Genomic DNA, 25,432 nt, shown 5'->3' on the forward strand with positions numbered 1-25,432 from the left:
CGGGCCGTCGGCCGGGCGGTGGCCTCACCGCTGAGACCGGCGAGGGGCGCGGAGCGAGGTCCGGCGTCGGCGGATCGGCTCCGGCAGGAGCGCCGCGCCCAAGAGCACCGTGATCACCAGGAGCGCCGCCCACCGTTGATGGGCCGCCGTCCAGCCGGGGGCTCCCACCGCAACAAACAGGGCCCAGCGCCCGGGCAGCAGCATCGCGAGCGCCGTGCCCGCGAGCAGGGCGGCCGCCACACCCGGTCCCGGCTGCGGCTCATCGGTGCAGCGCACGATGGCTGCCGCAGTGGTGAGCGCCAGGGCCGTGAGCACCGCCGCCTCCAGACTCACGTCCTCGGCCGGGGGCCGTATCCCCCGGGGCACGAGGAGCAGGGCCCCCGTCCAGCTCACCGCGGCGAGCGGGACGACGAGCACCATCCGCAGTCCGGTCCGCAGCGCCCGCCGGCACAGCACCACCGCGGTGATGTGCCGTGCCGGGTCGTCCAGCAGGAACGCCGCCCCTAGGGCGAAGGCGATCGCGACCGACCTCAGCAGGACGAGGGCGGGTGCGGTGCCGGACCCACCGGGTACCAGCCGGGTGACCCCGGCCAGGACGAGGCCCAGCCCGGCGGCTGCACCGAGCAGTCGCCAGGGCAGGCTGCGCCCCACCGGCGGAAGAAGGGCACGGATCGCCGCGCGTCTCTGCGCCCGCTCCGCTACTACTCGCACGTCTCCCCCTTCCCGGCCCCCCTTGCCGGGGGCACTCCGAGCAGCTCCGCCACCCGCGCCTGCGATGTCGTCGGGGACGTCAGCTCCGTCCAGTGGGCCTTCACCCTGGCCGTGACGCTGTGGAGGGGACGCCGCAGCAGTTCCCGGACGATCCGGGCCTGCTCGGCACTCATGGAGAGTGGTTCCGTGGGGGTCATGACGACGGCCGAGCCGTTGGCGCCGCCGTCCAGGCGGACCGTGCGCAACGCGGCCATCGGGTCGTCCTGCGCCGCCAGCGCCAGCCACATCACGGTCACCACGCGGGCGTCGCACATACCCGAGACGGCCTCCTCGTCGCCGGCGACGAGGACCGACGCCACCCCGACGGCGAACTCGGGGACCCGGCTGCCGCCCCAGCGTGTACCGACCGTGACCTCGCCCGGTGTGCGCAGAGGGGCGATGGCGGAGTCGGTGCTCAGGTCGTAGAGGACCGGTATCCGCTGCCGGATCGTCAGGCGCGCCCCTCCGGCGCTGCCGCCCGCGAGGTCCTGGACACGGTCGACGACCCGGGCCCAGTCGTCCCGCCAGGCGGTCCACTCCGGGAAGGAGCAGTACGTCGACCGGCCGTGCGCCACGCACGACTGGACCGTCTGCGGCATACGGCTCAGCTGCGCACGGGCCGTGGTCAGGGCGGCCCCGTGACTCGGGGACTGTCCGGCGATCCCCGTGGCCGTGGCACCGAGCGCGACGATCGTGAGCGCCTTCAGCATCCGCGTGCGTCCCCCGCTGAGCAGGACCGCGAGGCACAGCATCAGTGCGGTCAGGCCCGCCAGGTACAGGGCGTGCCAGGCGGCCGGACGGCCCAGGACATCGGAGGGGACCGGCGAGGAGCCGTCCTCGGTGAAGACCGGCTGCAGCCAGTTCAGCCAGTGCACCCGCCCGCCAGTGACGGAGGAGGCGACCATGAACGTGGCGAACCCCACGACCACGAAGAGCGGACCGCCGGCCAGGCTGGCGTAGAGCCGCGCGATGAGCACTCCCAGGGCGCCGCACAGGAGCACCACGAGGGGCGCCACAGCCAGTTCGGCCATCGATCCATGGCCCACGGCACCTGGCTTCAGCGCCGCCCAGCCGTACTCGACGGCGGCGACCACCGCGGTGACCGCCGCGAACGGCACCACGGACAGCACATGTGCCACCGTGCGCCGCCAGGGCTCCATGACCAGGATGTCGAAGTGCCGGTCCGTACCGTGGCGCCGGGACCGCAGCGCGGCGACGTGCACACATATGAGGCATGCGATACCGAGGATCATCGTGCCGGACTGCGTGGCACGATCGGCGTTCTGGAGGATGGGGAAGTCGTCCATGCCGTCCCGGGTGACGAGCAACTTCCAGGCCGTGGAGCCGACGTAGAGCGTGAAGAACACGAACACCGGGATCGTGAGGAAGAGTTCGCGGGCCTCGAAGCGGGCGAGGGCGACGACAGCGGGGGCCGAGTGACGGCCGGCCCGCGCGGGTACGGAGACCACGGAGGGCTCGTCGATGACCGTGCTCATACGGACGCCACCTCCGCGGGCTCTCCGTCCAGGACGAGCAAGTAGCCGTCCTCCAGGGTGGGTTCGAGGAGATCGGCGCCCTTCGGCGGATCGCCGACGTTCCGGAACGTACCCAGACCCGTGCGCCAGCCTGCGCGGGCGCCCGGGTCGCGTTCCGTGCTGGTCCAGACCCGGCCCTCCGCCTTCGCGGTCAACTCGGCCGGGGTGCCCGCGAAGCGGACACGGCCTCGGGCCATGACGATCACACGGTGGCAGAGCATGGCCACGTCCTCGGTCTGATGGGTGGACAGCAGCACCGTGCGGCTCTCACCCGCGTCGGCGATCAGCTCCCGGAACCGCATGCGCTGCTCCGGGTCGAGGCCGACGGTCGGTTCGTCGAGCAGCAGCAGGCCCGGGTCGCCGACGAGTGCGGCGGCGAGGGCGACCCGCTGACGCATACCGCCGGAGAGCCGCTTGATGCGCTTGCCCCGCACGTCGGAGAGGTCGACGGCCTCGAGCACACGCCGCACCTCGCGGTGGCGTGCGCCCCGGTCGGTGAGCTCCTTGAGGATCGCCACGTAGTCGACGAACGCGAAGGCCGTGAATTCGGGGTGGAAGCCCGGGTTCTGCGGCAGATAGCCGAGCCGGCGCCGCATCTCCCGGCGTCCGGCGGCCGTGCCCGGTTCGTGCCCCAGGACGGTGAACGCGCCCCGGTCGGCGGGCACGGCGGTGGCGAGCACCCGCAGCAGGGACGTCTTGCCCGCGCCGTTGGGCCCGAGCAGGCCGGTCACGCCCTCGTGCAGGCGGAAAGTGACATCGTCCAGAGCGGCCGTGCGACCGCAGCGGAGAGTCAGGCCGGCGGCTGAGACGGTGGGGGCACTGGTCATGAGGTGCTCCTGTGGGCGAAGTCAGTGAAGGGAGCGTGGGCCGGCGAGGCGTCGAATCGGTCACGCACGCGGTGCAGCACGACGGCTGCGATCACGGCGATCGCCGCCGCGGCACCCTGGCCCAGCCCCGTGAAAGGCGCGAGCATCCCGTTGGCGGTCGCCTTGGCCACCACTAGCAGGGCGACCCACCCTCCGCTGACCAGGGCGGGTGCCAGAACCGGGCCGAGCCGGGCGGTCAGCGCGAGCCCCGTCGCGGTCAGCGCCAGGGCCGGCAGCAGCCAGGCCAGGGCGCGCAGCCCGTACCCGGGGATGGCCAGCGTCGCCAGCCCGTTCAGTCCCAGGCTCGCGACGAGCACCGCGACCGTGCGGGTCATCAGCAGGCGGAAGCCGTGCAGCGGAGCGACGACCGCCAGCTCGTGGGTCGGGTCGAGAGCCGGGCCGTAGGACAGCGCGACGCCCGCCAGGGGCAGCAGGGGGGCCAGGGCCAGGAACAGGGCGGGCGAGTCCGACGTGTACACACTGGCCACGGTCATGGCCAGGACCAGCAGGACCGCGCCCAGCCAGGAGGTTCGCAGCACGGGTGTCGCGGCGAGCAGCCGCGCAGTGTGATCCGCGACCCCGATCCGCATCAGCAGTCCCTCGACGGCACCCGGCCTGGGCGCGTCAAGCTCGGCATCGAGGCGCTCCCAGCCGATGTGCATGGCCAGCGGGTCGCCGACCTCGGCGAGAGCGTCACGGCAGGTCGCGCACGCGACCAGGTGTGTGTCGACGGACCATAGCCGCGGGGCCTGCAGCTCGCCGTGCGCATAGGCGCGGAGGTCGTCGGTGTCCGCGTGCCATCCGGTGCCCTCGTGCTTCTCGTCCCTCATGCCAGCTCCTCCCGCAACCGCTTGCGTGCACGCAGCGCCCGTGTCTTGACGGTGCCGGGGGGAATGCCGAGCAGCACGGCCGCCTCCCTGGTCGTCAGTCCGTCGATCACCGTCGCCTGGAGGACGGCCCGCAGCTCGGGCGAGAGCCTGGTCAGGGCCCCCGCCAGGTCGCCGTGCTCCACTCCCGCCAGGACGCGCTCCTCCGCGGAGGCCTCGTGCCGGTGCCGCAGCCGGGCCAGCGTCTGGCGCAGCCGACCGCGGGCACCGTCGCCGCGCAGCGCGTCCACCAGCCGCCGGGCGCCGACGCGCCACAGCCAGCCGGCCACGTCACCGTCCTCGTGGTGGCGCGCGGTGCCGCGCCAGACGGCCAGGAAGGTCTCCTGCACGACGTCGTCCACGACCCCCGGGTCGGCGCACCGGCCACGGAGCCGTGCCGTGAGCCACGGCGCATACCGCCGGTACAGCTCCTCGAAGGCGCGACGGTCCCCGTCTGCCGCGGCACGCAGCAGCTCCCCGTCACTTCTCGTTTCCCTCACGCCCCTTCATCGGACGAGCCCCCGCGACCGGTTCACGTCTGAGAGAAGATTTTCGGCGGCACAGGACGAGCCGCCCCACACCCCCCGGTCAGGGACGGCGCACGCCGGTCTTACAGTGCCCCCGTACGCCTCAGCGCCGCCGTAGACGTCCGCGAGCCCCTCCCCGCTATCCCGCACGTCATGTCGCCGTAACCATTGATTCAGACGGACTTGCGACGCTCGGCCAATGAACGCCGCCGCGCCAGAACACACACCCCCCTCGGAGAACGGGGCCGGTGCGGGGCGCGGTCGTGCCTTCGCCGCGCCGCCACCCCGGCTCTCCGACGCGCCCGTCACCCGGCCGGCGCGGAAGAATAGGTCTATGAGCCAGCAAAAAGCCCAGGCACCGGCCGACACGTCCCCCACCGCCCCGGGTGATGGAGAGCCTTCGGGCCGCGCGAACAAGCAGCACCAGCAGCCCTCCGTAGGGTCCATCGCCGCGCATCGCCCGCACACCGTGGCCGCGACGGTCTCGGAGCTGGAACCGGACATCGACGCCGACCTCTCGTCGTACGAGGTGACCGAGGGAGCCCAGCTGCCCCAGGGCCGATTCCTCGACCGGGAGCGCAGCTGGCTCCAGTTCAACGAACGTGTGCTCGAATTGGCCGAGGACCCGAACACGCCCCTTCTCGAGCGGGCGAAGTTCCTGGCGATCTTCGCCAGCAACCTGGACGAGTTCTTCATGGTCCGGGTGGCCGGTCTGAAGCGCCGCATCGCCACCGGTGTCGCCAGCCGGTCGGCGTCCGGTCTCCAGCCCCGCGAGGTGCTGGAGATGATCTGGGCCCGCTCCCGCGAGCTCATGGCCCGGCAGGCGGCCTGTTTCCACGAGGACGTCGCCCCCGCCCTGTCCGACGAGGGCATCCAACTGGTCCGCTGGAACGAGCTGACCGAGAAGGAGCAGGCGCGTCTCTTCACGCTCTTCCGCCACCAGATCTTCCCGGTCCTGACCCCACTGGCCGTCGACCCCGCGCACCCCTTCCCGTACATCTCGGGACTCTCGCTCAACCTCGCGGTCGTCGTGCGCAACCCGGTCTCCGGCCACCGCCACTTCGCTCGCGTCAAGGTCCCGCCGCTGCTCTCCCGCTTCCTGGAGGCCTCCCCGCAGCGATACGTCCCCATCGAGGACGTCATCGCCGCGCACCTGGAGGAGCTGTTCCCAGGCATGGAGGTGCTGGAGCACCACACCTTCCGGATCACCCGCAACGAAGACCTCGAGGTCGAGGAGGACGACGCCGAGAACCTGCTCCAGGCCCTGGAGAAGGAGCTCATGCGGCGTCGCTTCGGGCCGCCGGTGCGCCTCGAGGTCGAGGAGTCCATCGACCGGTACGTGCTCGACCTGCTCGTCCGCGAGCTGAAGATCTCCGAGGCCGAGGTGTACCCGCTGCCCGGCCCGCTGGACCTGACCGGCCTCTTCGCCATCGCCAACCTCGACCGGCCCGAGCTGAAGTACCCGAAGTTCGTCGCGGGCACCCACCGCGACCTCGCCGAGGTCGAGTCGGCGTCGGCCCCCGACATCTTCGCGGCGCTGCGGGAGCGCGACGTCCTGCTGCACCACCCGTACGACAGCTTCTCCACCTCCGTCCAGGCCTTCCTGGAGCAGGCAGCCGCCGACCCGGACGTCCTCGCCATCAAGCAGACGCTCTACCGGACGTCGGAGACCTCGCCGATCGTCGACGCGCTGATCGACGCCGCCGAGTCCGGCAAGCAGGTCCTCGTGCTGGTCGAGATCAAGGCCCGCTTCGACGAGCAGGCCAACATCAAGTGGGCCCGCAAGCTGGAGGAGGCGGGCTGCCATGTGGTGTACGGGCTCGTCGGCCTGAAGACGCACTGCAAGCTGTCGCTCGTCGTGCGGCAGGAAGGCGAAACGCTCCGCCGCTACAGCCACGTCGGCACGGGCAACTACCACCCGAAGACCGCACGTCTGTACGAGGACCTGGGGCTGCTGACCGCGGACCAGCAGGTCGGCGCGGACCTGTCCGACCTCTTCAACAGGCTGTCGGGCTACTCGCGCCGAGAGACCTACCGCCGGCTGCTGGTCGCCCCCAAGTCCCTGCGCGACGGCCTGATCTCACGGATCAACAAGGAGATCCAGCACCACCGGGCCGGCCGGCCCGCGGGCATCCGCATCAAGGTCAACTCGATGGTGGACGAAGCGACCGTCGACTCCCTCTACCGCGCGTCGCAGGCCGGCGTCCCGGTCGACGTATGGGTGCGCGGCATCTGCGCGCTGCGCCCGGGCGTCACCGGCCTGTCCGAGAACATACGTGTACGGTCCGTCCTCGGCCGCTTCCTCGAACACTCCCGGGTCTTCGTCTTCGGCAACGGAGGCGAGCCCGAGGTGTGGATCGGCAGCGCCGACATGATGCACCGCAACCTCGACCGCCGCATCGAGGCACTCGTCAGGGTGGCCGACCCGGCACACCGGGCAGCCCTCAACCGGCTCCTGGAGACCGGTATGTCCGACACCACGTCCTCCTGGCACCTTGGCCCGGACGGCGAGTGGACCCGTCACGCCACCGACGCGGACGGCCAGCCTCTGCGGAACATCCAGGAGATGCTCATAGACGCCCGGAGGCGCCGGCGTGGCACAGCAACACCTTGATCCCCCCACCGACCCCACGGCCGGGCCGACGTCCGGGGACGCCCTCGCGGGCTACCTGCGGGCCCAGGCCATGGAGTTCCTGCGCTCGTTGCGGCAGCACCGGGAGAACGGTGCGGCCGGGGGTCCCCCCGCTCATGGCGGTGTTCCCGCCCGGGCGAAGTCGAAAGCGGGGGAGGAATCGAGAGCCGAGGACGGCGGCACGGAGGACTCCGGCGACGCGGCACTGGCCCTGCGTCGCTCGGCCCGCCGCATCAGCGGCACCCTGCACACGTTCCGGCCGCTCCTCGACGCCGACTGGTCCGAGGCGATGCGTCCCGAGCTCGCCTGGCTCTCGGGCACGCTGGCCCGCGAGCACGCGTACGCGGTCCGGCTCGAGCGGCTGCTCCTGGCCCTGCACCGGCTGTCGGGCTCGTCGGTCTTCCCCGCGCAGTCGGCGAGCGGCGCGGAACCGGCTGGCGCCGGTCCTCGCACCCAGCCCGCGGTACCGGAGCGAGGCAATCTGACCGTCGGCGCGGCGAAGGCGGGCGCCCTGCTCGAGCGCCAGCTGACCCTGGCCCGGACGCGTGCGCACTCCGCGGCTCTGCAGGCCCTCGGGTCGAGCCGCTTCCACGCGGTGGCGGACAGCGTCGCCGTCCTCGCCAGCGAGGTCCCGCTCACGTCCGCCGCGGCCGACGCCGACCTGGGCCCGCTGGCCGCGGCGGCCGAGGAGCGGCTGTGCGACGCGGTGGCCGCGCTGCCGCTGGTCACCGCGGGCCACCCGTACAACGCGGAGGCCCTGATCCACGGACTCTCGCCGGACCCGTCCCCGCACCCGCAGGACGGCCCCTGGCACCAGGTCCGGCTGCTGCTGCGACTGCACCGCTACGCCCGTGAGGTGCTGTGCGGGGCGGACACGGCCGTCGACGTACGGCTGCTGGCGGCCGGTCAGGCGCTGAACCGGCACCGGGACGCCGCCGAAGCGGCCGCCGCGGCGGCCGCCGCGGCGCGCACTCCGCGCATCGCCCCGGCGACGGCGTACGCGCTCGGCGTGCTGCACGCCGACCAGCGCCACGAGGTGGAGGCGGCCCGCTTCGCCTTCCAGCAGGCGTGGCAGAAGCAGACCGTGGTGACTCCCTAGGCGCCGGTTCGTCAGGCGCCTCCACGAAGAGGCACTCGTACGACGGCACGGAGAGGAGCCGGAGCACCTGATGACCGACGACACCATCCGCGCGGCGGGCTGCGTCCTGTGGCGCCGCTCGCCCGTCGACGGCGAGCTGGAGATCTGTCTGGTCCACCGGCCGAAGTACGACGACTGGTCCCACCCGAAGGGCAAACTCAAACGGGGCGAGGACCCCCTTGCGGGTGCGTTGCGGGAGGTCGAGGAGGAGACGGGCTATCACGCGGTGCCCGGAGCGCGCCTGCCCACCGCGCACTACGTGGCGAACGGCCGCCCCAAGGAGGTCCACTACTGGGCGGCCGAGGCGGCGCGCGGTTCCTTCACCCCGAACAACGAAGTCGACCGCGTTCTCTGGCTCCCGCCGACGGCCGCCAGACACCGCCTGACCCAGCCGCGCGACCGGGACCTGGTCGACGCGTTGCTGAACGCGCTGAACCTCACGTAGTCGCATGTCGTCGTAGGTCGAAGGGCCGCTCCGCCGCCCGGAGCGCTCCGCATGCCGAGTTCGCCGTGGTGCCCGGGGGCGACGCCGTGCTCGCCGCACCGGTGGCCACTAACTTGGGTCTTGGACATCTCTCATCCGCCGTTCCCTCACAGGGCCCGCTGCGGCCCCCTCATGGCAGGGACGAAGGAGCATTCCGGAACCGGCGAAGTGTTCCGGAACAACGGGACCGCCCGTACCTGAGCGGGCCGATCCGGTTGCGCAGAGTGACGAAAGCCGGGGCGTCACCCGGGACCCCCCCGTGTCCTCGATGTAAGCGTTCCGTGACCTAACCACACCGACCACAGGGGTTCACCCCCCGTTCACCTTCGGCCATAAGCGGCTTCACCTGTTCTGCCTAATTTCGGCCTTACCTGATGGCGAGCGCGACCTGGAATACGCGCCCGCATCACTCATACTTCGCACGCCGCCGAACAGGACGGCGGCTTCAGGAAGGAACTCCCGAAAGTGAAGCTTCAGCGCATGAACCGGCGGGCCATCACCCTCGGTGCTCTCGCGGTCTCCGGCGCCCTGGCCCTCACGGCGTGCGGTTCCGACGACACGAGCGACAAGAGTGGCGGCAGCAGCGCCTCGTCGTCGTCGACGGCCAACGCGAGCTCGATCAAGTGTGACGACGCCAAGGGCCAGCTCCTCGCCGACGGCTCCTCCGCGCAGAAGAACGCGATCGACGCGTGGGTTGCCCAGTTCAGCCAGGCCTGCGGCGTGCAGATCAACTACAAGGCCGGCGGCTCCGGCGCCGGTGTGACGTCCTTCAACCAGGGCCAGCTCGCCTTCGCCGGCTCCGACTCCGCCCTCAAGCCCGAAGAGGTCACGGCCTCCAAGAAGGTCTGCAGCGGCGGCCAGGGCATCGACCTCCCGATGGTCGGCGGCCCGATCGCCCTCGGCTACAACCTGCCGGGCGTCGACAACCTGGTCCTGGACGCCAAGACCATCGCCGGGATCTTCAACAACCAGATCAAGACCTGGGACGCCCCGGAGATCAAGAAGCTGAACCCGAACGCGAAGCTTCCCTCCACCAAGATCCAGGCCTTCCACCGCTCGGACGAGTCCGGCACCACGGACAACTTCACCAAGTACCTGAAGGCCGCGGCTCCGTCCATCTGGGGCAAGTACGAGGGTGGCAAGGCCTGGGAGGCTCCGGGTGGCCAGTCCGCTCCGCAGTCCTCGGGTGTTGCCCAGCAGGTCAAGCAGACGGCCGGCGCCATCGGCTACTTCGAGCTGTCGTACGCCAAGGACATGAGCACGGTCCAGATCGACACGGGTGCCTCCGCCCCGGTCGCGGCCAACGTCGACAACGCCACCAAGGCGATCGCGGACGCCAAGGTCGTCGGCACCGGCCAGGACCTGTCCCTGAAGCTGAACTACAACACCAAGGCCGACGGTGCCTACCCGATGGTCCTGGTCACCTACGAGATCGCCTGCGACAAGGGCAACAAGGCCGACACCCTGCCCGCCACCAAGGCATTCCTGCGCTACATCGCCAGCGAGGACGGCCAGAAGATCCTCGCCGACGCCAGCTACGCGCCGATCCCCGACGCGATCATCTCCAAGGTCCGCACCACCATCGAGGGCCTGAGCTGACCTGAGAGTGCGGTCCGGTCCCACCACGGGGCCGGACCGCACCGTCCGGTGCACCGCCGCCAGGAGCCGCACAGCGCGTACGGCTCCGCAGACCGGAGATCCCGATGGACATATCTACACAGAACACAGAAGCACCTCCCCCCGCCCCCCGGCCGGCCTCGGGCCGGCTGAAGCGTGCCACCCATGGCGCCACCCGACCCGGAGACCGGATCTTCCTCGGTCTCTCCCGTGGGTCGGGCATCCTGCTGCTGGTGATCATGGCCGCGATCGCGGCCTTCCTCACCTACCGTGCGACCCTCGCCATCGGCACGGACCACGGAAACTTCCTGACCACCTTCGAGTGGAACACCAGCCTCAACCCGCCGGTCTTCGGTATCGCCGTACTGGCCTTCGGCACGGTGGTGTCCTCGATCATCGCCATGATCATCGCGGTCCCGATCGCGGTGGCCATCGCGCTCTTTCTCACGCATTACGCCCCGCGCAGGCTCTCCGGGCCCATCGCGTATGTGATCGACCTGCTCGCCGCCGTGCCGTCCATCGTCTACGGCCTGTGGGGCGCCCTGGTCCTCGTACCGAACCTGGGCGGCCTCTTCGGCTGGCTGAACGAGTACTTCGGCTGGACGGGCATCTTCTCCTGGGAGGGCGGCGCCCCCCGCTCGATGCTCACCGCCGGCATCCTGCTCGCGATCATGATCCTGCCGATCATCACCAACGTAAGCCGCGAGGTCTTCCGCCAGGTCCCGCAGATGCAGGAGGAGGCGGCCCTGGCCCTCGGTGCCACGCGCTGGGAGGTCGTCCGCATGGCCGTCCTGCCCTTCGGCCGCTCCGGTGTCATCTCCGCCTCGATGCTCGGCCTCGGCCGCGCGCTCGGTGAGACGATAGCCGTGGCCACCGTGCTCTCCCCGGACTTCCTCATCCACGCCAGCCTGCTCAACCCGGGCGGCGGCACCTTCGCCCAGAACATCGCCAGCAAGTTCAGCGAGGCGACGGAGAGCGGCCGTGACGCGCTGATCGCCTCCGGTCTCGTCCTCTTCGTCATCACCCTGCTGGTCAACGGCGCGGCTCGCGTGATCATCGCCCGCCGCAAGGAGTACTCGGGGGCCAACGCATGAGCCACGCAGCCGTCGCCGACAAGCGCCCCAGCACGCTGCGCGGCGCCAGACTCCCCAAGTGGACTCCGTGGGTCGTCGCCCTCGGCTCGATCGCCGTCGCGAGCGGCATCGGCGCCGCCGCCGGTCTGAGCAGCCACATCCAGTGGGGCCTGATCGCCGCCGTCTTCTTCCTGGTCGCCATGTACGGCATCGCCGCCCGTGTCGAGGGCCGTCGTCAGGCCAAGGACCGCATCGCGACGTCGCTCGTGTGGGTCGCCTTCCTGCTCGCCGTCGTGCCGCTGGTCTCCCTCGTCTGGACGACCATCGCGCGCGGTGTGAAGGTCCTCGACGTCTACTTCCTGACCCACTCGATGGGCATCGTCGCGGACTCCCAGCCCGGCGGTGGCATCTACCACGCCATCCTCGGCAGCCTCGAGCAGGTCGGCCTCGCCACCGTGATCGGCGCGCCGATCGGTGTGCTCACCGCGATCTACCTCGTGGAGTACGGTCGTGGCCGCCTCGCTCAGGCCGTCACCTTCTTCGTCGACGTGATGACCGGTATCCCGTCGATCGTCGCCGGTCTGTTCATCCTCAGCCTGATGCTGATCTTCGACATGCAGCCCTTCGGCTTCGCCGGTTCGCTGGCCCTGGCCATCCTGATGATGCCGGTTGTGGTCCGGTCCACGGAGGAGATGCTCAAGCTCGTCCCGAACGAGCTGCGCGAGGCCTCCCTGGCGCTGGGCGTCCCCAAGTGGCGCACCATCCTGAAGGTGGTCCTACCGACCTCCATCGGTGGCATCACCACCGGCATCATGCTGGCGATCGCCCGTATCGCCGGTGAGACCGCGCCCGTACTGCTCCTGGTGTTCGGCAACCGCTTCATCAACGCGAACCCGTTCGAGGGTGCGCAGCAGTCGCTGCCGCTGTACATCTACCAGCAGTACTCGAACAGCGCGGGCGCCAACGCGGCGTACGACCGTGCCTGGGCGGCGTCTCTCACCCTGATCGCCTTCGTGATGATCCTCAACCTGGTTGCCCGCGGCATCGCCCGCTGGAAGGCCCCGAAGACCGGTCGCTGACGCGGCCATCAGCGACTGATACTGGAAGTGAAGTAGTCATGGCCAAGCGAATCGACGTAAGCGGACTCACCGCCTACTACGGCTCCCACAAGGCGATCGAGGACATCTCGATGACGGTCGAGCCGCGATCGGTGACAGCGTTCATCGGTCCCTCCGGCTGCGGCAAGTCGACGTTTCTGCGGACACTCAACCGCATGCACGAGGTCACGCCCGGTGGGCGTGTCGAGGGCAAGGTGCTCCTGGACGACGAGAACCTCTACGGCGCCGGCATCGACCCGGTCAGCGTCCGCCGTGAGGTCGGCATGGTCTTCCAGCGCCCGAACCCCTTCCCCACCATGTCGATCTTCGACAACGTGGCCGCGGGTCTGCGCCTGAACGGCAACTACAAGAAGTCGGAACTGAACGACATCGTCGAGAAGTCCCTCAAGGGCGCGAACCTCTGGAACGAGGTGAAGGACCGCCTGAACAAGCCGGGCTCCGGCCTGTCCGGTGGTCAGCAGCAGCGTCTGTGCATCGCCCGCGCGATCGCGGTCGAGCCGAACGTCCTGCTGATGGACGAGCCCTGCTCCGCCCTGGACCCGATCTCCACCCTCGCCATCGAGGACCTGATCGGCGAGCTGAAGGAGCGCTTCACGATCGTCATCGTGACGCACAACATGCAGCAGGCGGCGCGAGTCTCGGAGCGCACGGCGTTCTTCAACCTGTCGGCCGTGGGCCAGCCCGGCAGGCTGATCGAGATCGACGAGACCGAGCGGATCTTCTCCAACCCGTCCGTCCAGGCGACGGAGGACTACATCTCGGGCCGCTTCGGCTGATCCGACGGTCTGTGTAAACCCCTCGCGGTGCTGCATGGCGGTGCCACCGCGAGGTCGAAGGGCCCGCCCCCGGCTCCCGGGGGCGGGCCCGTTCGTGTTGTTCATTCAGCGAGCTCCGTCCGTTCCCACCAGCGGTAGACGTTCACCTGCCCCTCCTGGGTGTCCTCGTGGCGCGACGTGACTTTGTAGTGCTCGTATCCGCCGCGGTGCGGAATCTTCAGCTCTTGTCCCGGGGGCACGACCGGCACGATCTTGCCTGCCAGATCGTCCGGTCCGCCCTCGAGGAGTGCCTTGCTAGTCATAGCTCCAGTCTTGCCCCCACTCCGGTGCCCGCATCTCGAACCGGACCCCGGCCGCGCGTGGCGCATGGTCCGGGCACGGCGGGCGTCGGGCACCGGAGCGGGGTCTCCTGGCGCGGGGCGGCAGGTGCGGTCCGGGCGCCGGAGCAGGTGGCGTCGAGGCATTCCCCGCGGAAGCAGCCACCACCGACAGCGCGGCATGAGCAGGGGCTCACGGCCACGGACCGGGGCGACGCGGTATCGGGGGCCCGCCGGGCCCGGGACGGCCCCCTGAGGCGGAAACGTCACGCCACGTTGCGGGGTGGGGTCCTGTGGAACGGCCAGGGGAGGCGGCAGGCGCGGGTTCCAAAGAGGCGGCACCCGAGAGGTGGGGCACGAGGCCCTTGGGAGCGGTCGGCACAGCCGGGGGGTACGGGCGACACGGCGCCCGGCGGCCTCGAACCGGCCAGGGAAGCGGACGGCGAAAGGGTCCCGTCGGCGTCGGGACCTCCGGCGGTTACAGGAACGCCAGGTTGATCAGCCAGAAGGCGCCCGCCGCCACGAACGCGGCCGCCGGCATCGTTATGAACCAGCCCAGGACGATGTTCTTCGCGATGCCCCATCGCACCGCGTTCACCCGCCTCGTCGCACCCACGCCCATGATCGCCGACGTTATGACGTGTGTCGTCGAGATCGGGGCCTTGAACAGGAACGCCGTCACGAACATGATCGAGGCGCCGGTGGTCTCCGCCGCGAATCCCTGGGGCGGATCAAGTTCGATGATCTTGCGGCCCAGTGTGCGCATGATGCGCCAGCCGCCGGCGTAGGTACCGAGGGACAGCATCGCCGCGGAGATGAGCTTGACCCACACCGGGATCGGGTCCCCGTAGTTCTGCACGTCGGCGATGACCAGCGCCATCACCACGACGCCCATCGTCTTCTGCGCGTCCTGCAGACCGTGGCCGAGGGCCATGCCGGCCGCCGACACCGTCTGCGCTATGCGGAATCCTCGCTTCGCCTTGTGCGGATTGGCGCGGCGGAAGATCCACATGATCAACATCATCACCAGATAGCCGACGATCAGGCCCACGACCGGCGACAGGAACATGGGGGTGATGATCTTGTCCAGCACTCCGGACCAGTAGACCGTCGTACCGCCCGCCAGCGCTGCACCCACCAGTCCGCCGAACAACGCGTGCGACGAGGACGACGGCAGGCCGAAGTACCAGGTGATCAGGTTCCAGACGATGGCACCGGTCAGCGCGGCGAAGAGGATCCCCATCCCCTTGCCGCCCACGGGCGTCTCGATCAGGCCCTCACTGACCGTCTTCGCGACCCCGCTGCCGAGAAACGCACCGGCGAGGTTCATCACCGTGGCCATCGCCAGCGCCGCCCGCGGTGTCAGCGCACGGGTCGACACCGATGTCGCGATGGCGTTCGCCGAGTCGTGGAAGCCGTTGGTATACGCGAAGAAGAGTGCGACCAGGATGGTCAGGATCAGAGCAAAGGTGTCCATGGACGCCTCAGGACTCCTTGACCGCGATGGTCTCCACGGTGTTGGCCACGTGTTCGAAGGCGTCCGCCGCTTCCTCCAGCACGTCCACGATCTGCTTGAGCTTGAGGACCTCGATCGCGTCGTACTTGCCGTTGAACAGATGGGCGAGCAGCTTGCGGTGGATCTGGTCCGCCTGGTTCTCCAGGCGGTTCACCTCGATCCAGTACTCGGTGAGGTTCTCCAGCGTGCGCAGGTTCGGCATGGCCTCCGCCGTGAGCTCCGCTGCCCTGGCCAGCACCTCGATCTGCTGCTCGACGCCCTTCGGCAGTTCCTCGATGTTGTAGAGGACGACCAGGTCGACGGCTTCCTCCATGAAGTCCATGATGTCGTCGAGGGAGGACGCGAGAGAGTAGATGTCCTCACGGTCGAACGGCGTGATGAACGAGGAGTTCAGCTGGTGGAAGATCGCGTGCGTGGCGTCGTCACCAGCGTGTTCCGCGGCCCGCATACGCTCTGCGATCTCGGCCCGAGCGGAGGCGTCCGCCCCGAGCAGTTCCATCAGGAGTTTCGAGCCGGTGACGATGTTGTCCGCGGATGCGGCGAACATGTCGTAGAAGCTCGTCTCCCTGGGGGTCAGACGAAAGCGCACGTGGGGTCCTCAAGATGCTTCGGTTTCGGTCAGGCTGATGCTAGGGGCATCAACCGGCCACGGCTAAGGGGCCGTCCCCCAGTGTCGCCCATCGAGCAGCGTGGTCCGCACGGGGGCGGTACGGGGGCGACCACGGCGTCGGCCAAGGGCCCTATACCCAGCAAAGTTCGTTACCATATACCCACCAGGGGTATGTGTCCGTACCGGGATACACGGATCCTGGACCGACGGTCGTCTGTCCGGATCCTGCTCCCCGGGGCGGCTGTCAACGGGAGGACGCGATGACGAGCGAGACCGGCGCGGCAGCGCCCCCCGAGAGCACCGGGACCGTGGTGACCGACCACGACCGGGGCATCCACGGCTACCACAAGCAGAAGGACGAGCACCTCAAGCGGCTGCGCCGTATCGAGGGCCAGATCCGGGGTCTGCAGCGGATGGTCGACGAGGATGTGTACTGCATCGACATACTCACGCAGGTCTCCGCTTCCACGAAGGCCCTCCAGTCCTTCGCCCTCCAGCTTCTGGAGGAGCATCTGCGCCACTGCGTGGCGGACGCCGCACTCAAGGGCGGGACGGAGATCGACGAGAAGGTGGAGGAGGCGACGAAGGCGATCGGCCGCCTCCTGCGGACGTGATGTTCCCGACATTGTGTGGGATCGCGGGTAGGGGCCCCCGTTTCCCCACGGCGCACAGCTCACCCGCCGGAGGTGTTCCTTTCCTCGGCCACCTTCAGCACCTCGTCGATGCTCTCAAGACTGAGCCGGTCCTCGTGTGCGGCGGAGGCCGCGATGATCAGGTCGCCGCACAGCTCGATCTCGGCGAGGGCCACGTGGTCCTGAACTGCCGTACCGCCGACCGGAGCCACGTGCATCACCTCTTTCTGCCGTCATCGGCTTCCTAGAGTAGGGAGCGGCTACGCACCGCGCATGGCACGGACGGACCATTTCCGGCCCCTCAGCCGCGCCACTTTCCGGAGTGTCCCCGGTCGTTTCCCACCCGCTTCGGGCGAACAGGACCGGCCTCCCGGGCTCGCGCCCTCGTCCGGGCGCGAGCCCGGCCCCGGCCCGGGTCACTGCGCGGCGATCTTCCCGGCGTAGATGTCCTTGGTGTCCGGCAGCCGTACATCGGCGGGGGCCCCGAACGCATAGAGCAGGGTCGTCGAGGCCACCGCGACGGCGGTCTTCTGCCGGCCGTTGACGAAGCTGAACCGGTGGCGGATCTTCCGGATGCGGCCCTGGTCGTCGAGATAGGCGTCGAACGGCACCTCGGCCGTGGCGAAGCCTTTCGCTGCGGCCTGCAGCGACGCCTTGTTGTCGCCGGACGCGCTCTGCGCCGCGAGCCCGATGTCGGCGATCCCGCGGTAGTGCCGCACCGGCGTTCCCGCGACCTCGGTGCGCCCCACATACGTGGCCTGCCGCACACCCCGCAGCAACTCGGCGGCCGCGTAGGGGTCGGTGGCGCCGCCCGTGACGAGATTGCCGTCGCTGAGCGCGGTCGTGTCGACCCGCACCCACTTGTCGGCAGGCACACCCGCACCCCGGTTCTTCATGAACAGGGCGCCCGGGGCGAGCAGTTCGGTGATGGGGCGGTGCTCCTCGGCGCCAGAGGGGTCCAGCGGCAGGGTCACCCTCAGACGGCCGAGCCGTTCGCGGTAGTCGTAGACGCCTTCGCCGCGGATGGTGACCCGGGTGCCTCCGGTGGCCATCTCCATCGACGTACGAGCCCTGGAACTGCCCGCCCGCACCAGGGTTGCGGCCGACTGCCGAAGCGTCTCGAGGGCGCCCGGGCCGGAGCGCGCGTCGTCGGCGGCGGCCCCACCGCTCGAACATCCGGCGAGCGAGGCGCCACAGACGAGCAGTCCCACCGCCGCGACGATCGCCGCACCGACCCGACCGTGCCGCCGCACCACCATCACCTGCCTACCCCCAGCCGGTCTGTCCCGGTGCCCTCCTGTCGTTCCGCTTAACGACGGGTCGAGGGACCCGTCACGCGCTCGCACGGCTGGACAATTGCCCCGGGTAACCTTGTCGGAGTGGAGCGACAGAACACCCCCACCATTCCGCTGGAGCACCGCACCTCGACCGTCGAACAGGGCCGTTTCTGCGTGGCCCGTTGCAGCTGCGGCTGGCGGGGACCCGCGCGCAGAGCACGCAGCCTGGCCAGAGCGGACGCCGAGAAGCACACGGCCGCCTAGGACCGGGGCTTCGGCGACCCCGGCTGCGCAACCCGCCCCGGGGACAGTCCTACTGGGGTCCACACCGGGCAATTCGGGCGTACGCGACACGGGCGTTGTAGCCGTTCTGTGGCACGCCCCTGCGAACTTTCTGCCACGAGGCGCCATCTCATTCCACGGAACCTATGGGAGGCGCACATGCAACGGCGTACGTTCATCGGCGGTGCCACCGCCACGGTCGCGACGGCGGTCACCGCGGCGTGCAGCGGCGGTGGCAGCAGCGGCACATCGTCCGCCACCGGCACGTCGGTACGTACGACCACCACCCCGGCCACGTCCACGGCCGCGACCGGCACCCATGCCGCCGCCGACTGGAAGGCCCTGTCCAAGGACCTGGACGGCGCCCTGCTCCGCCCCGGCGACCGCGCCTGGACGACCGCCCACCAGCTCTACAACACCCGCTTCGACTCCCTGAAGCCCGCGGCCGTCGCGTACGTGGCGCACGCCGACGACATCCGCACCGTGCTGTCGTACGCCCGCGCCCAGGGCGTCAAGGTCGCGATACGCAACGGAGGTCACTCCTACACCGGTTGGTCCTCCGGGGACGGCCGTCTGATCATCGATGTGGGCAAGCTGAACACGATACGAGCGAGCTCCGGCGAGGCGGTGGTCGGCGCCGGGTCCAAGCTGATCGACGTCTACCGCGCGCTGACCGCGAAAGGCGTGACGATACCCGCCGGCTCCTGCCCCACTGTCGGCGTCTCGGGCCTCACGCTCGGCGGCGGCCACGGCGTGGTCTCCCGGGCGTACGGACTGACCTGCGACAGCCTCACCCAGGCGACCTTGATCACCGCGGACGGCAAGCAGCTCGTCGCGAGCGCCACCGAGAACACGGAGCTCTTCTGGGCCCTGCGAGGCGCGGGCAACGGGAACTTCGGCGTCGTCACCGAACTGCGGTTCAGGACGCATCCCGCGCCCCAGGCGGTGACGGCCTACATGACCTGGCCCTGGTCCCAGGCTGCGGCGGTGCTCGAGGCGTGGCAGGAGTGGGGCCCGGACCAGCCGGACGAGATCTGGTCCTCCTGCCACCTCGAGAACGGCGGCTCGCCGAGCGTCTCGGTCGCCGCGTTCTCGCTCGGCACCTACGGCGAACTCCAGAACGCGGTGGACCGCCTGGCCGCGCGGGTGGGTGCTCCGGCCCGCAGCGTCTCACTCAAGCGGCATTCGTACGAGGACGCGATGGAGGCGTACGCGGGCTGCTCGTCCTTCCCCACCGAGGCCCAGTGCCATCTGCCGGGCTCGACGCCGGGCCGCTCGGCGCAGGGTGCCCTCGGCCGCGAGACGTACGCGGCCCGCTCCGACTTCTTCGACCGCTCGATCCCCGCGGCGGGCATCCAGACGATCATCGATCAGATCGCGCAGGCGCGGGGCGGCGCGGGCAGCGTCGCGTTCACCGCCCTCGGCGGCGCGGTCAACCGGGTCTCACCGACGGCGACGGCGTTCGTCCACCGCCGCTCGCGCATGCTGGCGCAGTACATCGCGAGCTGGCACGCGGGCACCTCCGGGACGACGGCCCAGTCCTGGCTGACGTCCGCGCACGCGTCCATGCGCGGCTACGGGTCCGGGGCCGCGTACCAGAACTACACGGACTCCACCCTGACGAACTGGCGGAAGGCGTACTACGGCGACGCGGCCCCCCGGCTGGTACAGCTGAAGCACCAGTACGACCCGAACGGGTTCTTCACGTTCCCGCAGGCACTCTGACGAACACGGGACCCCCCGGCCACGGGCGACCGGCAGCCGACAGGCGCTCACCGGAGCCTGGCCGGCGGGCGGCGGCTGTCGGGCGTGGCCGGGGATCCGTCCCCTCCGTCACGCCGCCAGACCCCGCTCCTCCGTCGGACAGTCCGTCCGGGTGCCGGAGATCGGGGGGTCCGCGGACCGCGCCTCGCGGGCGAGGATCAGCCGTCCGGCACGCGGCGAGTGCTCGATCGCCTTCATGAGCGGGGTGAGCATGGCCGTGGCGAGCGGGGAGAGCAGCAGGACGACCGCCGTGCCGAGGGCGAAGCCGCCGATGACGTCCGTCGGGTAGTGCGCCCCCAGGTAGACTCGGCAGAACCCCTCGAGGAGCGCGAGTCCGAGGCCGACGAGGCCGAACTTCCGGTCGGCGACGAACACTCCGACGGCCATCGCCATCGTGAGCGTGGCGTGGTCGCTCACGAAGGAGTATCCGCTCCTGGCGGAGACGAGGACGTCGAGTCCCTGGTGGTCGACGAACGGACGCGGGCGTTCCACGAAGCCCCGGATCGGCACGTTCACCAGCAGGGCGATGCCGGCGGCCAGCGGCGCCCAGACGAGCGAGGCCATGGAGGACGCGACGGCCTCGCCACCCCGTCGGCGCACGGTCCACCAGCACGACAGGACCAGCAGGACCATGGCGACCAGAAGACCGTACTCGCCGACGTGTCCCAAGCCGCGGTCGAGCCAGTGCGGCACTTCCTTGGCCAGGCCATTGATGTCGTACAGCAGATCGACGTCGGGGTTCGACCCGGATTCGGCGAGTCCAGCCATCGTGCGCGGCCCCTTCGTCCTCTGTCGCGTTCCACGACGCGCGCGTGCGCGCCGCTCCACCACCCCCCGTGGTCGTAGATCCGCTCCACGTCAAGCCGTCCGCCGCACGTCGACGTTCTACGTCAGAAGGAACGCACGGCCCTCTTCCTCACGTTCCGCATTCCACCTAATGATCACGCAGACGTTATCGAAGAGAGACTCGTCTTCGCAGTTCAGGGGGGCACACACAGGAGAGAGTTCCAGCCAGCGCGCACCCTTCGACGTGTCGTTCACACCCCGATTCACACCGTCGTGGGCAGCGCTTTCGCGCCATCTTCGGTGACCCGCGTCGCACCGAAGTAGTCGGCGGTGTCGATCGGGTCGAAACGGATCACGGCACCGGTCCTGGGCGCGTCGATCATGTAGCCGCCGCCGACATAGATCCCGACGTGATGGATGGCGCGGGAATCGGCCGGGTCGTGCGAGAAGAACACCAGGTCGCCCGGGAGCAGTTCGTCCCGCTTCGGGTGAGGTCCGGCGTTGTACTGGTCGTTGGCGACGCGCGGCAGGGTGATGCCCACGCTCGCGTACGCGGCCTTGGTCAATCCGGAGCAGTCGAATCGCCCGCCTTGGTCGGCGGTGCCGTTGCCACCCCACAGGTAGGGCGTGCCGAGTTTCTTCTGCGCGTAGTAGATGGCGCCTGCCGCCTGCTTCGACGGCTCGAGCCGCTGGACGGGCGCGGCAAAGCTCTTCGCCAGGGTGGTGATGGTCTTCACATAGTTCTGGGTCTCCCGGTACGGCGGCACACCGCCGTACTTGATGACCGCGTACGCCCCCGCGTTGTACGCCGCGAGCATGTTCTCCGTCGGGTTCCCCGGCGCGTCCTTCACATAGGAGGCGAGCTTGCAGTCGTACGAGGCGGCCGAGGGGATGGCGTCGCGCGGGTCCCACACGTCGGCCACCCCGTCGCCGTTGCCGTCGATGCCGTGAATGGCCCAGGTGCCGGGGATGAACTGCGCTATCCCCTCGGCCTTCGCGGGGCTCTTGGCGTTCGGGTTGAAGCCGCTCTCCTGGTAGAGCTGGGCGGCGAGCAGTGCGGGGTTGATCGCGCCGCACAGATTGCCCCATTTCTGGACGAGTGTCGCATACGCGGCCGGCACGGCGTTCTTGGCGAGCCCGGCGGACCTCCCTGCGATGACGTTGGCGAGGTTGCCGGCGACCAGGTAGACCCCGACGACGAGGACCATCACGAAGCTGAGCGCGGCACCGACGGCGACCGTCGTCCAGATCCACGCCTTGCGCACCGTCAACCGCCCCTCGCCGCACGGGAGTCCGCCGAGGGTCAGTGTAGGGGCGCGCAGGGCGGCCGGACCCCGAAAAGTCCTGGTCCGGCCACACGGACGTACGAGATCGGCCAACCGGGCAAGCGCGGCGACGGCGTACGTACGGTGACCCGTCGGCGGACGCCGGAGCGCCGTCGGGAACCGCCGCTACTGCAGACCCGAGGCCGCCCGGTACAGGTCCGCGGCCTCGTCCCCCAGCACAACGCTGTAGGAGACGTCCGGGGTGGAGCCGCCCTGCTCATGGCCGCCGAGGACACCCACGACCTCGCCGTCGGCGTTCACCCATGGGCTGCCGCTGGTGCCGCTGGTGAAGCCCGGGCAGTCGATGCTCTGTTGGGTACTGCTGAGCACGGCCGGCTTGTTGGTGCAGGTGATCGGTGTCTCCTCGGAGTCGGGGTACCCCGTGACGGTGACCGCGGTCGCTCCGGTCGCGCGCCCGGTGACGAACCGGTTGGCCTCGACGACGTCCTCGACGTCGACACCGCCGATGGACTCCAGCGTGGCGAAGCCGACGTCGCTGTCCTCGTCCTCGTCACCGCTCCAGGCGTCGTCGACGAACGTCCTGGTCACCTTCCACACCCCGTACGGCGCCCTGCCCTCCCGGTAGCCGGGTGCGAACCACATCGTGCCGCCGCTCAGACAGTGCGCGGCGGTCACGATCAGATCGCCTCGTGGGCTGTGAACCACGGAGGCCGTGCAGAAGTGGCCGCCCTCCAGCGAGTCGCCCGCTCCGAAGAGCGCACCGACCTTGGCGCCGGCCATGGTGGCCTTCGCCACGGTGGTCACCCCCAGCGGACCGGGGCCGCCGTCGGCCGCCGACACGGAGGAGGTCGTGACGGCCAGCAGCACAAGGGCGCCGAAGAAGGCGTGCCGCCGGTTGCCAGGGAGGCGTGGGATGCGGTTCATCACCTCCCACTGTGACCCACAAAGGTGAGAAAGACTCTGCGAGCACTCTGAAATTCCTCTGTGAGGCCCCCTATTGCCACAGGCCGGCGTGGGCATGAGGCCCAGGCGACCTCCCCCTTTCGGACGCACCGGGCAAGACCGGCACCTTTCCCCCGAAGGGTCTACGCATGCGTGTACGAAGGACGGTCCACAGACGCAGTCAAAGGCCCCCGAAGGCAGGGCCTAGCCGCCGGTGTACGCCGCCGTCGTCCGGTCCGCCGCCGCCCGCGCCGACTCCTCCGGTTCGCCCGCCGCCACGTTCGCCTCCCGCCACGCCTCGCTGCTCAACGTCACGAAGCGGCGCCCTGCGTCCGACATCAGCCACGCCATGCCCTCCGCAGGATCCATGGCGGCCCCGGTCGCCAGGTACAGCGAGAGGCCCAGCAGGCCCGTGTCCCAACCCACGCCCACTGCCCCCGGACCGAACTCCGCCCAGCGTTCGTCGTCCACGTGGGCGATGTGCTCCAGGTCGAATCGCGTCCCGCCATCCTCCACCGGCGTCAGGCGCAGCTCGATCCAGCTCACCTCACCGCCGTACTCCCAGGTCGCGAAGAAGCTCTTCGGCGGATCGCACCGCTCGATCGTGCCGCCCGCATTGCCCTCGAGCTGAAAGCGGCCGCCGACGCGGAGGTCTCCGGAGACCGGTAGGAACCAGCGCGGAATGCGCTCGGGGTTCGTACACGCGTCCCAGACGTCGTCGAGCAAGGAGCCGTACGTACGCGAGACCGTCACCACCCGCGCCTCGCCCGCCTTGAACACCCACCGGCCCACCTGCCGCCGTACCGCATTGATCTCGTGCGTGACATCGATGCCGTCAGCCATCACTCTCTCCTTTCGGGCGCCCCAGGCGGCGCTCCCGCTTCCCCCGTGCCAACTCCGTTTCCAGCGCGTCCAGCCGTGGGGTCCAAAAGCGCCGGAAACGCCCGATCCACTCGTCGATGTCCCGCAGCGGCTCGGAGTTCACCGCGTACAGGCGCCGCGTCCCCTCCGGCCGCACCGTTGCGAATCCGTTCTCGCGCAGCACCTTCAGATGCTGGGAGACCCCGGGCTGCGATATCCCGAACTCCGCCGTGATGACCTCGCAGACCGCCCCGGACGCCATCTCCCCGTCGGCCAGCAGTTCGAGGATCCTGCGGCGCACCGGGTCTCCGAGCACATCGAATGCGTGCATGAGGGGCAAGGTATCAGCAGTCGCTTATATAAGCCAGCGGTGAATAAGCGAGATGCGCGGACCACCCGGCCCAGCGGGCGGACACGCGAGGACACCCCGAGGGAAACCCGGGAAATCTCCCGGGAGTTGCGTCAAACGGTCACCAGTGGACCATCGGGCGGCCATCGACACGTGCGACGCAGGCCTTGTTGGATAAGGCGGCCGTCAGATTTCCCGAAGGTGCTGCTGTCGACTCTGTTGCCACGTACCCAACAAGTCATCGTCTTCCGCGGGCTGCCGACCGGTATCCGCACCGGTGCGCAGAACGCCCGGGCACGCAGGCGGACCACGCCAAGTGCCGCAGCCACGACGGCCTCTCGGGCCCGATCGGCCTCAACGACTGATCCAGGAAGGGGAGCCCGACCGGTTCCACACCCTCCCTCCCCTCCGGCCAGGCGGGTTGACCCGAGCATCCGGCCGCCTTGAAGCGAACGGAGGGAGTCGCGGCCCGTACCGGCCGACCTCCAACCGCAGGGGAGGCCGGCGGCGGGGGACCGCGGGGACCCTGTCCGTCGGCGCACCAGGAGAACGGGCCGTGGCACCCGGTCGCTGCCCGTTCCGCCGTCCAGCGATAGCCTTTGGCTCGTATGGGTGACACTCATACAGAACGGTCCACACGTCCGGGCCGTACCGCGGGCCGACCCAGGCCCTCGCGGCACGAAGGAGGCCGTCGGCGGAGCTGCACCGGAGGTTCCACTTAGGCCTCGTTGCCCGGCGTGACCAGGCATGATACACAGAGTGACCAGATGCTCCTCAGTACACCGTCCCACGCTCCCGCGAGGGTCCCGCGCGGGCCGGAAGCAAGGGACACGTACGAAACCCGCCAATCAATGACGCCAAGTCGACATACGACAGCGTCATCGTCAGCGACAATGACCCTGACCTCTGCGATGGTGGCAGGGGGTACGGAACTACCCACTAGGGGCGGTGACTTACATGCATCTCGCGGCCGCAAAAGGCGACATCAACACGATCATCGGCGGTATCGCCCCAGACTGGGGTCCCTTCGGCAGCCTGGGCAACGAGGCTCGCGTGATGGTCGAGGTCGTGATGGCCGTCGCCATCCTTCTCTGCCTGGCGATCGCGATCTGGGGCGCGGCCAAACAGCGCATCGGCGCAACGGCCCTGCGCGACACGTTCAGCGCCGAGCAGGGCAAGGGCCTCATCATCGCGGGCCTGACCGGGGTCTTCATCATCGGCTCGCTCGGCACCCTGTTCACGATCGTCTACGGCATGGCCGTCTAGGCCCGGCCCGGGCCACCACAACCCTGACGCACCGTCAGTCCTCGGGTGCGCCCGGTTCCCACCCTCCGACCCATCCGTCCGTCGCGCCCACCGGCTGAGGTTGCGTTCCCCAGATGTCGAGTCACCACACCGCGCCCGCGCGGAAGCCAGCACGGCTACCGT

General features: G+C 69.9%; 26 protein-coding genes. 11 read left to right on the forward strand and 15 right to left on the reverse strand.

All coding sequences use genetic code 11. The features are described 5' to 3' along the window. Positions 1-24: 24 nt before the first annotated feature. From VXC91_RS11170 to VXC91_RS11190, 5 genes are read right to left on the reverse strand one after another with little or no spacing between them, the layout of a single operon-like run. A complete protein-coding gene (locus VXC91_RS11170; protein WP_329506955.1) occupies positions 25-711 on the reverse strand; it encodes an ABC transporter in 687 nt (228 codons plus the stop codon). Next, positions 702-2,246, reverse strand: coding sequence for an ABC transporter permease (locus VXC91_RS11175; RefSeq protein ID WP_329506956.1), 1,545 nt, complete (start codon positions 2,244-2,246; stop codon positions 702-704). Before VXC91_RS11175 ends, VXC91_RS11170 begins: the two co-directional genes overlap by 10 nt. Beyond that, positions 2,243-3,112: an ABC transporter ATP-binding protein gene (locus tag VXC91_RS11180; protein ID WP_329506957.1), complete on the reverse strand. Its 870-nt coding sequence runs from the start codon at positions 3,110-3,112 to the stop codon at positions 2,243-2,245. The genes VXC91_RS11175 and VXC91_RS11180 overlap by 4 nt, the downstream gene beginning before the upstream one ends. Beyond that, positions 3,109-3,981 carry a zf-HC2 domain-containing protein gene (locus VXC91_RS11185; RefSeq protein WP_329506958.1) on the reverse strand — a complete coding sequence of 291 codons (873 nt, stop codon included), beginning with the start codon at positions 3,979-3,981 and terminating at the stop codon, positions 3,109-3,111. Before VXC91_RS11185 ends, VXC91_RS11180 begins: the two co-directional genes overlap by 4 nt. Further along, positions 3,978-4,517: an RNA polymerase sigma factor gene (locus VXC91_RS11190; RefSeq protein ID WP_329506959.1), complete on the reverse strand. Its 540-nt coding sequence runs from the start codon at positions 4,515-4,517 to the stop codon at positions 3,978-3,980. Before VXC91_RS11190 ends, VXC91_RS11185 begins: the two co-directional genes overlap by 4 nt. 361 nt (positions 4,518-4,878) lie before the next feature. Between VXC91_RS11190 and VXC91_RS11195 the strand changes: the two genes are divergently transcribed. The 7 genes from VXC91_RS11195 (at position 4,879) to pstB (ending at position 13,382) form a co-directional block, all read left to right on the forward strand. Further along, positions 4,879-7,158 (forward strand): RNA degradosome polyphosphate kinase, encoded by a 2,280-nt coding sequence (locus VXC91_RS11195; protein WP_329506960.1) that lies wholly within the window; start codon positions 4,879-4,881, stop codon positions 7,156-7,158. Further along, the gene (locus VXC91_RS11200; RefSeq protein ID WP_329506961.1) at positions 7,139-8,275 is read left to right on the forward strand and encodes a CHAD domain-containing protein; all 1,137 of its coding nucleotides are present in this window, start codon (positions 7,139-7,141) and stop codon (positions 8,273-8,275) included. Before VXC91_RS11195 ends, VXC91_RS11200 begins: the two co-directional genes overlap by 20 nt. A 70-nt stretch (positions 8,276-8,345) precedes the next feature. After that, positions 8,346-8,759, forward strand: coding sequence for an NUDIX hydrolase (locus VXC91_RS11205; RefSeq protein WP_329506962.1), 414 nt, complete (start codon positions 8,346-8,348; stop codon positions 8,757-8,759). A gap of 504 nt (positions 8,760-9,263) precedes the next feature. Beyond that, positions 9,264-10,397, forward strand: a complete 1,134-nt coding sequence (pstS, locus tag VXC91_RS11210; protein ID WP_329506963.1) for a phosphate ABC transporter substrate-binding protein PstS — start codon at positions 9,264-9,266, stop codon at positions 10,395-10,397. 104 nt (positions 10,398-10,501) lie between these two features. Then, positions 10,502-11,509 (forward strand): phosphate ABC transporter permease subunit PstC, encoded by a 1,008-nt coding sequence (gene pstC, locus VXC91_RS11215; protein WP_329506964.1) that lies wholly within the window; start codon positions 10,502-10,504, stop codon positions 11,507-11,509. Beyond that, positions 11,506-12,567, forward strand: a complete 1,062-nt coding sequence (gene pstA, locus VXC91_RS11220) for a phosphate ABC transporter permease PstA (RefSeq protein ID WP_329506965.1) — start codon at positions 11,506-11,508, stop codon at positions 12,565-12,567. The genes pstC and pstA overlap by 4 nt, the downstream gene beginning before the upstream one ends. 38 nt (positions 12,568-12,605) lie before the next feature. After that, the gene (gene pstB / locus VXC91_RS11225) at positions 12,606-13,382 is read left to right on the forward strand and encodes a phosphate ABC transporter ATP-binding protein PstB (RefSeq protein WP_329506966.1); all 777 of its coding nucleotides are present in this window, start codon (positions 12,606-12,608) and stop codon (positions 13,380-13,382) included. A 101-nt stretch (positions 13,383-13,483) separates the two neighbouring features. Here the strand turns inward: pstB and VXC91_RS11230 are convergent, their stop codons facing one another. From VXC91_RS11230 to VXC91_RS11240, 3 genes are all read right to left on the reverse strand, one after another. Next, the gene (locus tag VXC91_RS11230; RefSeq protein ID WP_329506967.1) at positions 13,484-13,684 is read right to left on the reverse strand and encodes a DUF5988 family protein; all 201 of its coding nucleotides are present in this window, start codon (positions 13,682-13,684) and stop codon (positions 13,484-13,486) included. A 493-nt stretch (positions 13,685-14,177) separates the two neighbouring features. Then, entirely contained in the window at positions 14,178-15,176 is a 999-nt protein-coding gene (locus VXC91_RS11235) for an inorganic phosphate transporter (protein ID WP_329506968.1), read from the reverse strand. Positions 15,177-15,183: 7 nt separating this feature from the next. Continuing rightward, complete coding sequence (locus tag VXC91_RS11240) at positions 15,184-15,804, reverse strand: DUF47 domain-containing protein (RefSeq protein WP_329506969.1); 621 nt, start codon at positions 15,802-15,804, stop codon at positions 15,184-15,186. Positions 15,805-16,085: 281 nt separating this feature from the next. Between VXC91_RS11240 and VXC91_RS11245 the strand changes: the two genes are divergently transcribed. After that, on the forward strand, positions 16,086-16,439 hold the full coding sequence (locus VXC91_RS11245) for a metal-sensitive transcriptional regulator (RefSeq protein WP_329506970.1): 354 nt from the start codon (positions 16,086-16,088) through the stop codon (positions 16,437-16,439). A gap of 59 nt (positions 16,440-16,498) precedes the next feature. On the opposite strand, the gene VXC91_RS11250 is transcribed toward VXC91_RS11245, so the two are convergent. Both VXC91_RS11250 and VXC91_RS11255 read right to left on the reverse strand, forming a co-directional pair. Continuing rightward, positions 16,499-16,675 (reverse strand): hypothetical protein, encoded by a 177-nt coding sequence (locus VXC91_RS11250; protein ID WP_329506971.1) that lies wholly within the window; start codon positions 16,673-16,675, stop codon positions 16,499-16,501. A gap of 198 nt (positions 16,676-16,873) precedes the next feature. Next, a complete protein-coding gene (locus VXC91_RS11255; protein ID WP_329506972.1) occupies positions 16,874-17,716 on the reverse strand; it encodes a hypothetical protein in 843 nt (280 codons plus the stop codon). Positions 17,717-17,836: 120 nt separating this feature from the next. Here VXC91_RS11255 and VXC91_RS11260 point away from each other — a divergent pair, with 120 nt between their 5' ends. After that, positions 17,837-17,998: a hypothetical protein gene (locus VXC91_RS11260; RefSeq protein WP_329506973.1), complete on the forward strand. Its 162-nt coding sequence runs from the start codon at positions 17,837-17,839 to the stop codon at positions 17,996-17,998. Positions 17,999-18,175: 177 nt separating this feature from the next. Then, positions 18,176-19,741, forward strand: coding sequence for an FAD-binding oxidoreductase (locus tag VXC91_RS11265; protein WP_329506974.1), 1,566 nt, complete (start codon positions 18,176-18,178; stop codon positions 19,739-19,741). 108 nt (positions 19,742-19,849) lie between these two features. Here VXC91_RS11265 and VXC91_RS11270 read toward each other — a convergent pair whose 3' ends face one another. From VXC91_RS11270 to VXC91_RS11290, 5 genes are all read right to left on the reverse strand, one after another. Further along, positions 19,850-20,548 carry a phosphatase PAP2 family protein gene (locus VXC91_RS11270; protein ID WP_329506975.1) on the reverse strand — a complete coding sequence of 233 codons (699 nt, stop codon included), beginning with the start codon at positions 20,546-20,548 and terminating at the stop codon, positions 19,850-19,852. Between the two features lie 281 nt (positions 20,549-20,829). Further along, positions 20,830-21,837 (reverse strand): bifunctional lytic transglycosylase/C40 family peptidase, encoded by a 1,008-nt coding sequence (locus VXC91_RS11275; protein ID WP_329506976.1) that lies wholly within the window; start codon positions 21,835-21,837, stop codon positions 20,830-20,832. A gap of 180 nt (positions 21,838-22,017) precedes the next feature. Then, entirely contained in the window at positions 22,018-22,776 is a 759-nt protein-coding gene (locus VXC91_RS11280; RefSeq protein ID WP_329506977.1) for a trypsin-like peptidase domain-containing protein, read from the reverse strand. A gap of 222 nt (positions 22,777-22,998) precedes the next feature. Beyond that, entirely contained in the window at positions 22,999-23,637 is a 639-nt protein-coding gene (locus VXC91_RS11285) for an SRPBCC family protein (protein WP_329506978.1), read from the reverse strand. Next, positions 23,630-23,986 (reverse strand): ArsR/SmtB family transcription factor, encoded by a 357-nt coding sequence (locus VXC91_RS11290; RefSeq protein ID WP_329506979.1) that lies wholly within the window; start codon positions 23,984-23,986, stop codon positions 23,630-23,632. Before VXC91_RS11290 ends, VXC91_RS11285 begins: the two co-directional genes overlap by 8 nt. Positions 23,987-24,961: 975 nt before the next feature. Here VXC91_RS11290 and VXC91_RS11295 point away from each other — a divergent pair. Beyond that, positions 24,962-25,270: a hypothetical protein gene (locus VXC91_RS11295; protein WP_043441655.1), complete on the forward strand. Its 309-nt coding sequence runs from the start codon at positions 24,962-24,964 to the stop codon at positions 25,268-25,270. Positions 25,271-25,432 lie beyond the last annotated feature (162 nt).

The organism is Streptomyces chiangmaiensis, from assembly GCF_036281785.1.
Classification (GTDB): domain Bacteria; phylum Actinomycetota; class Actinomycetes; order Streptomycetales; family Streptomycetaceae; genus Streptomyces; species Streptomyces chiangmaiensis.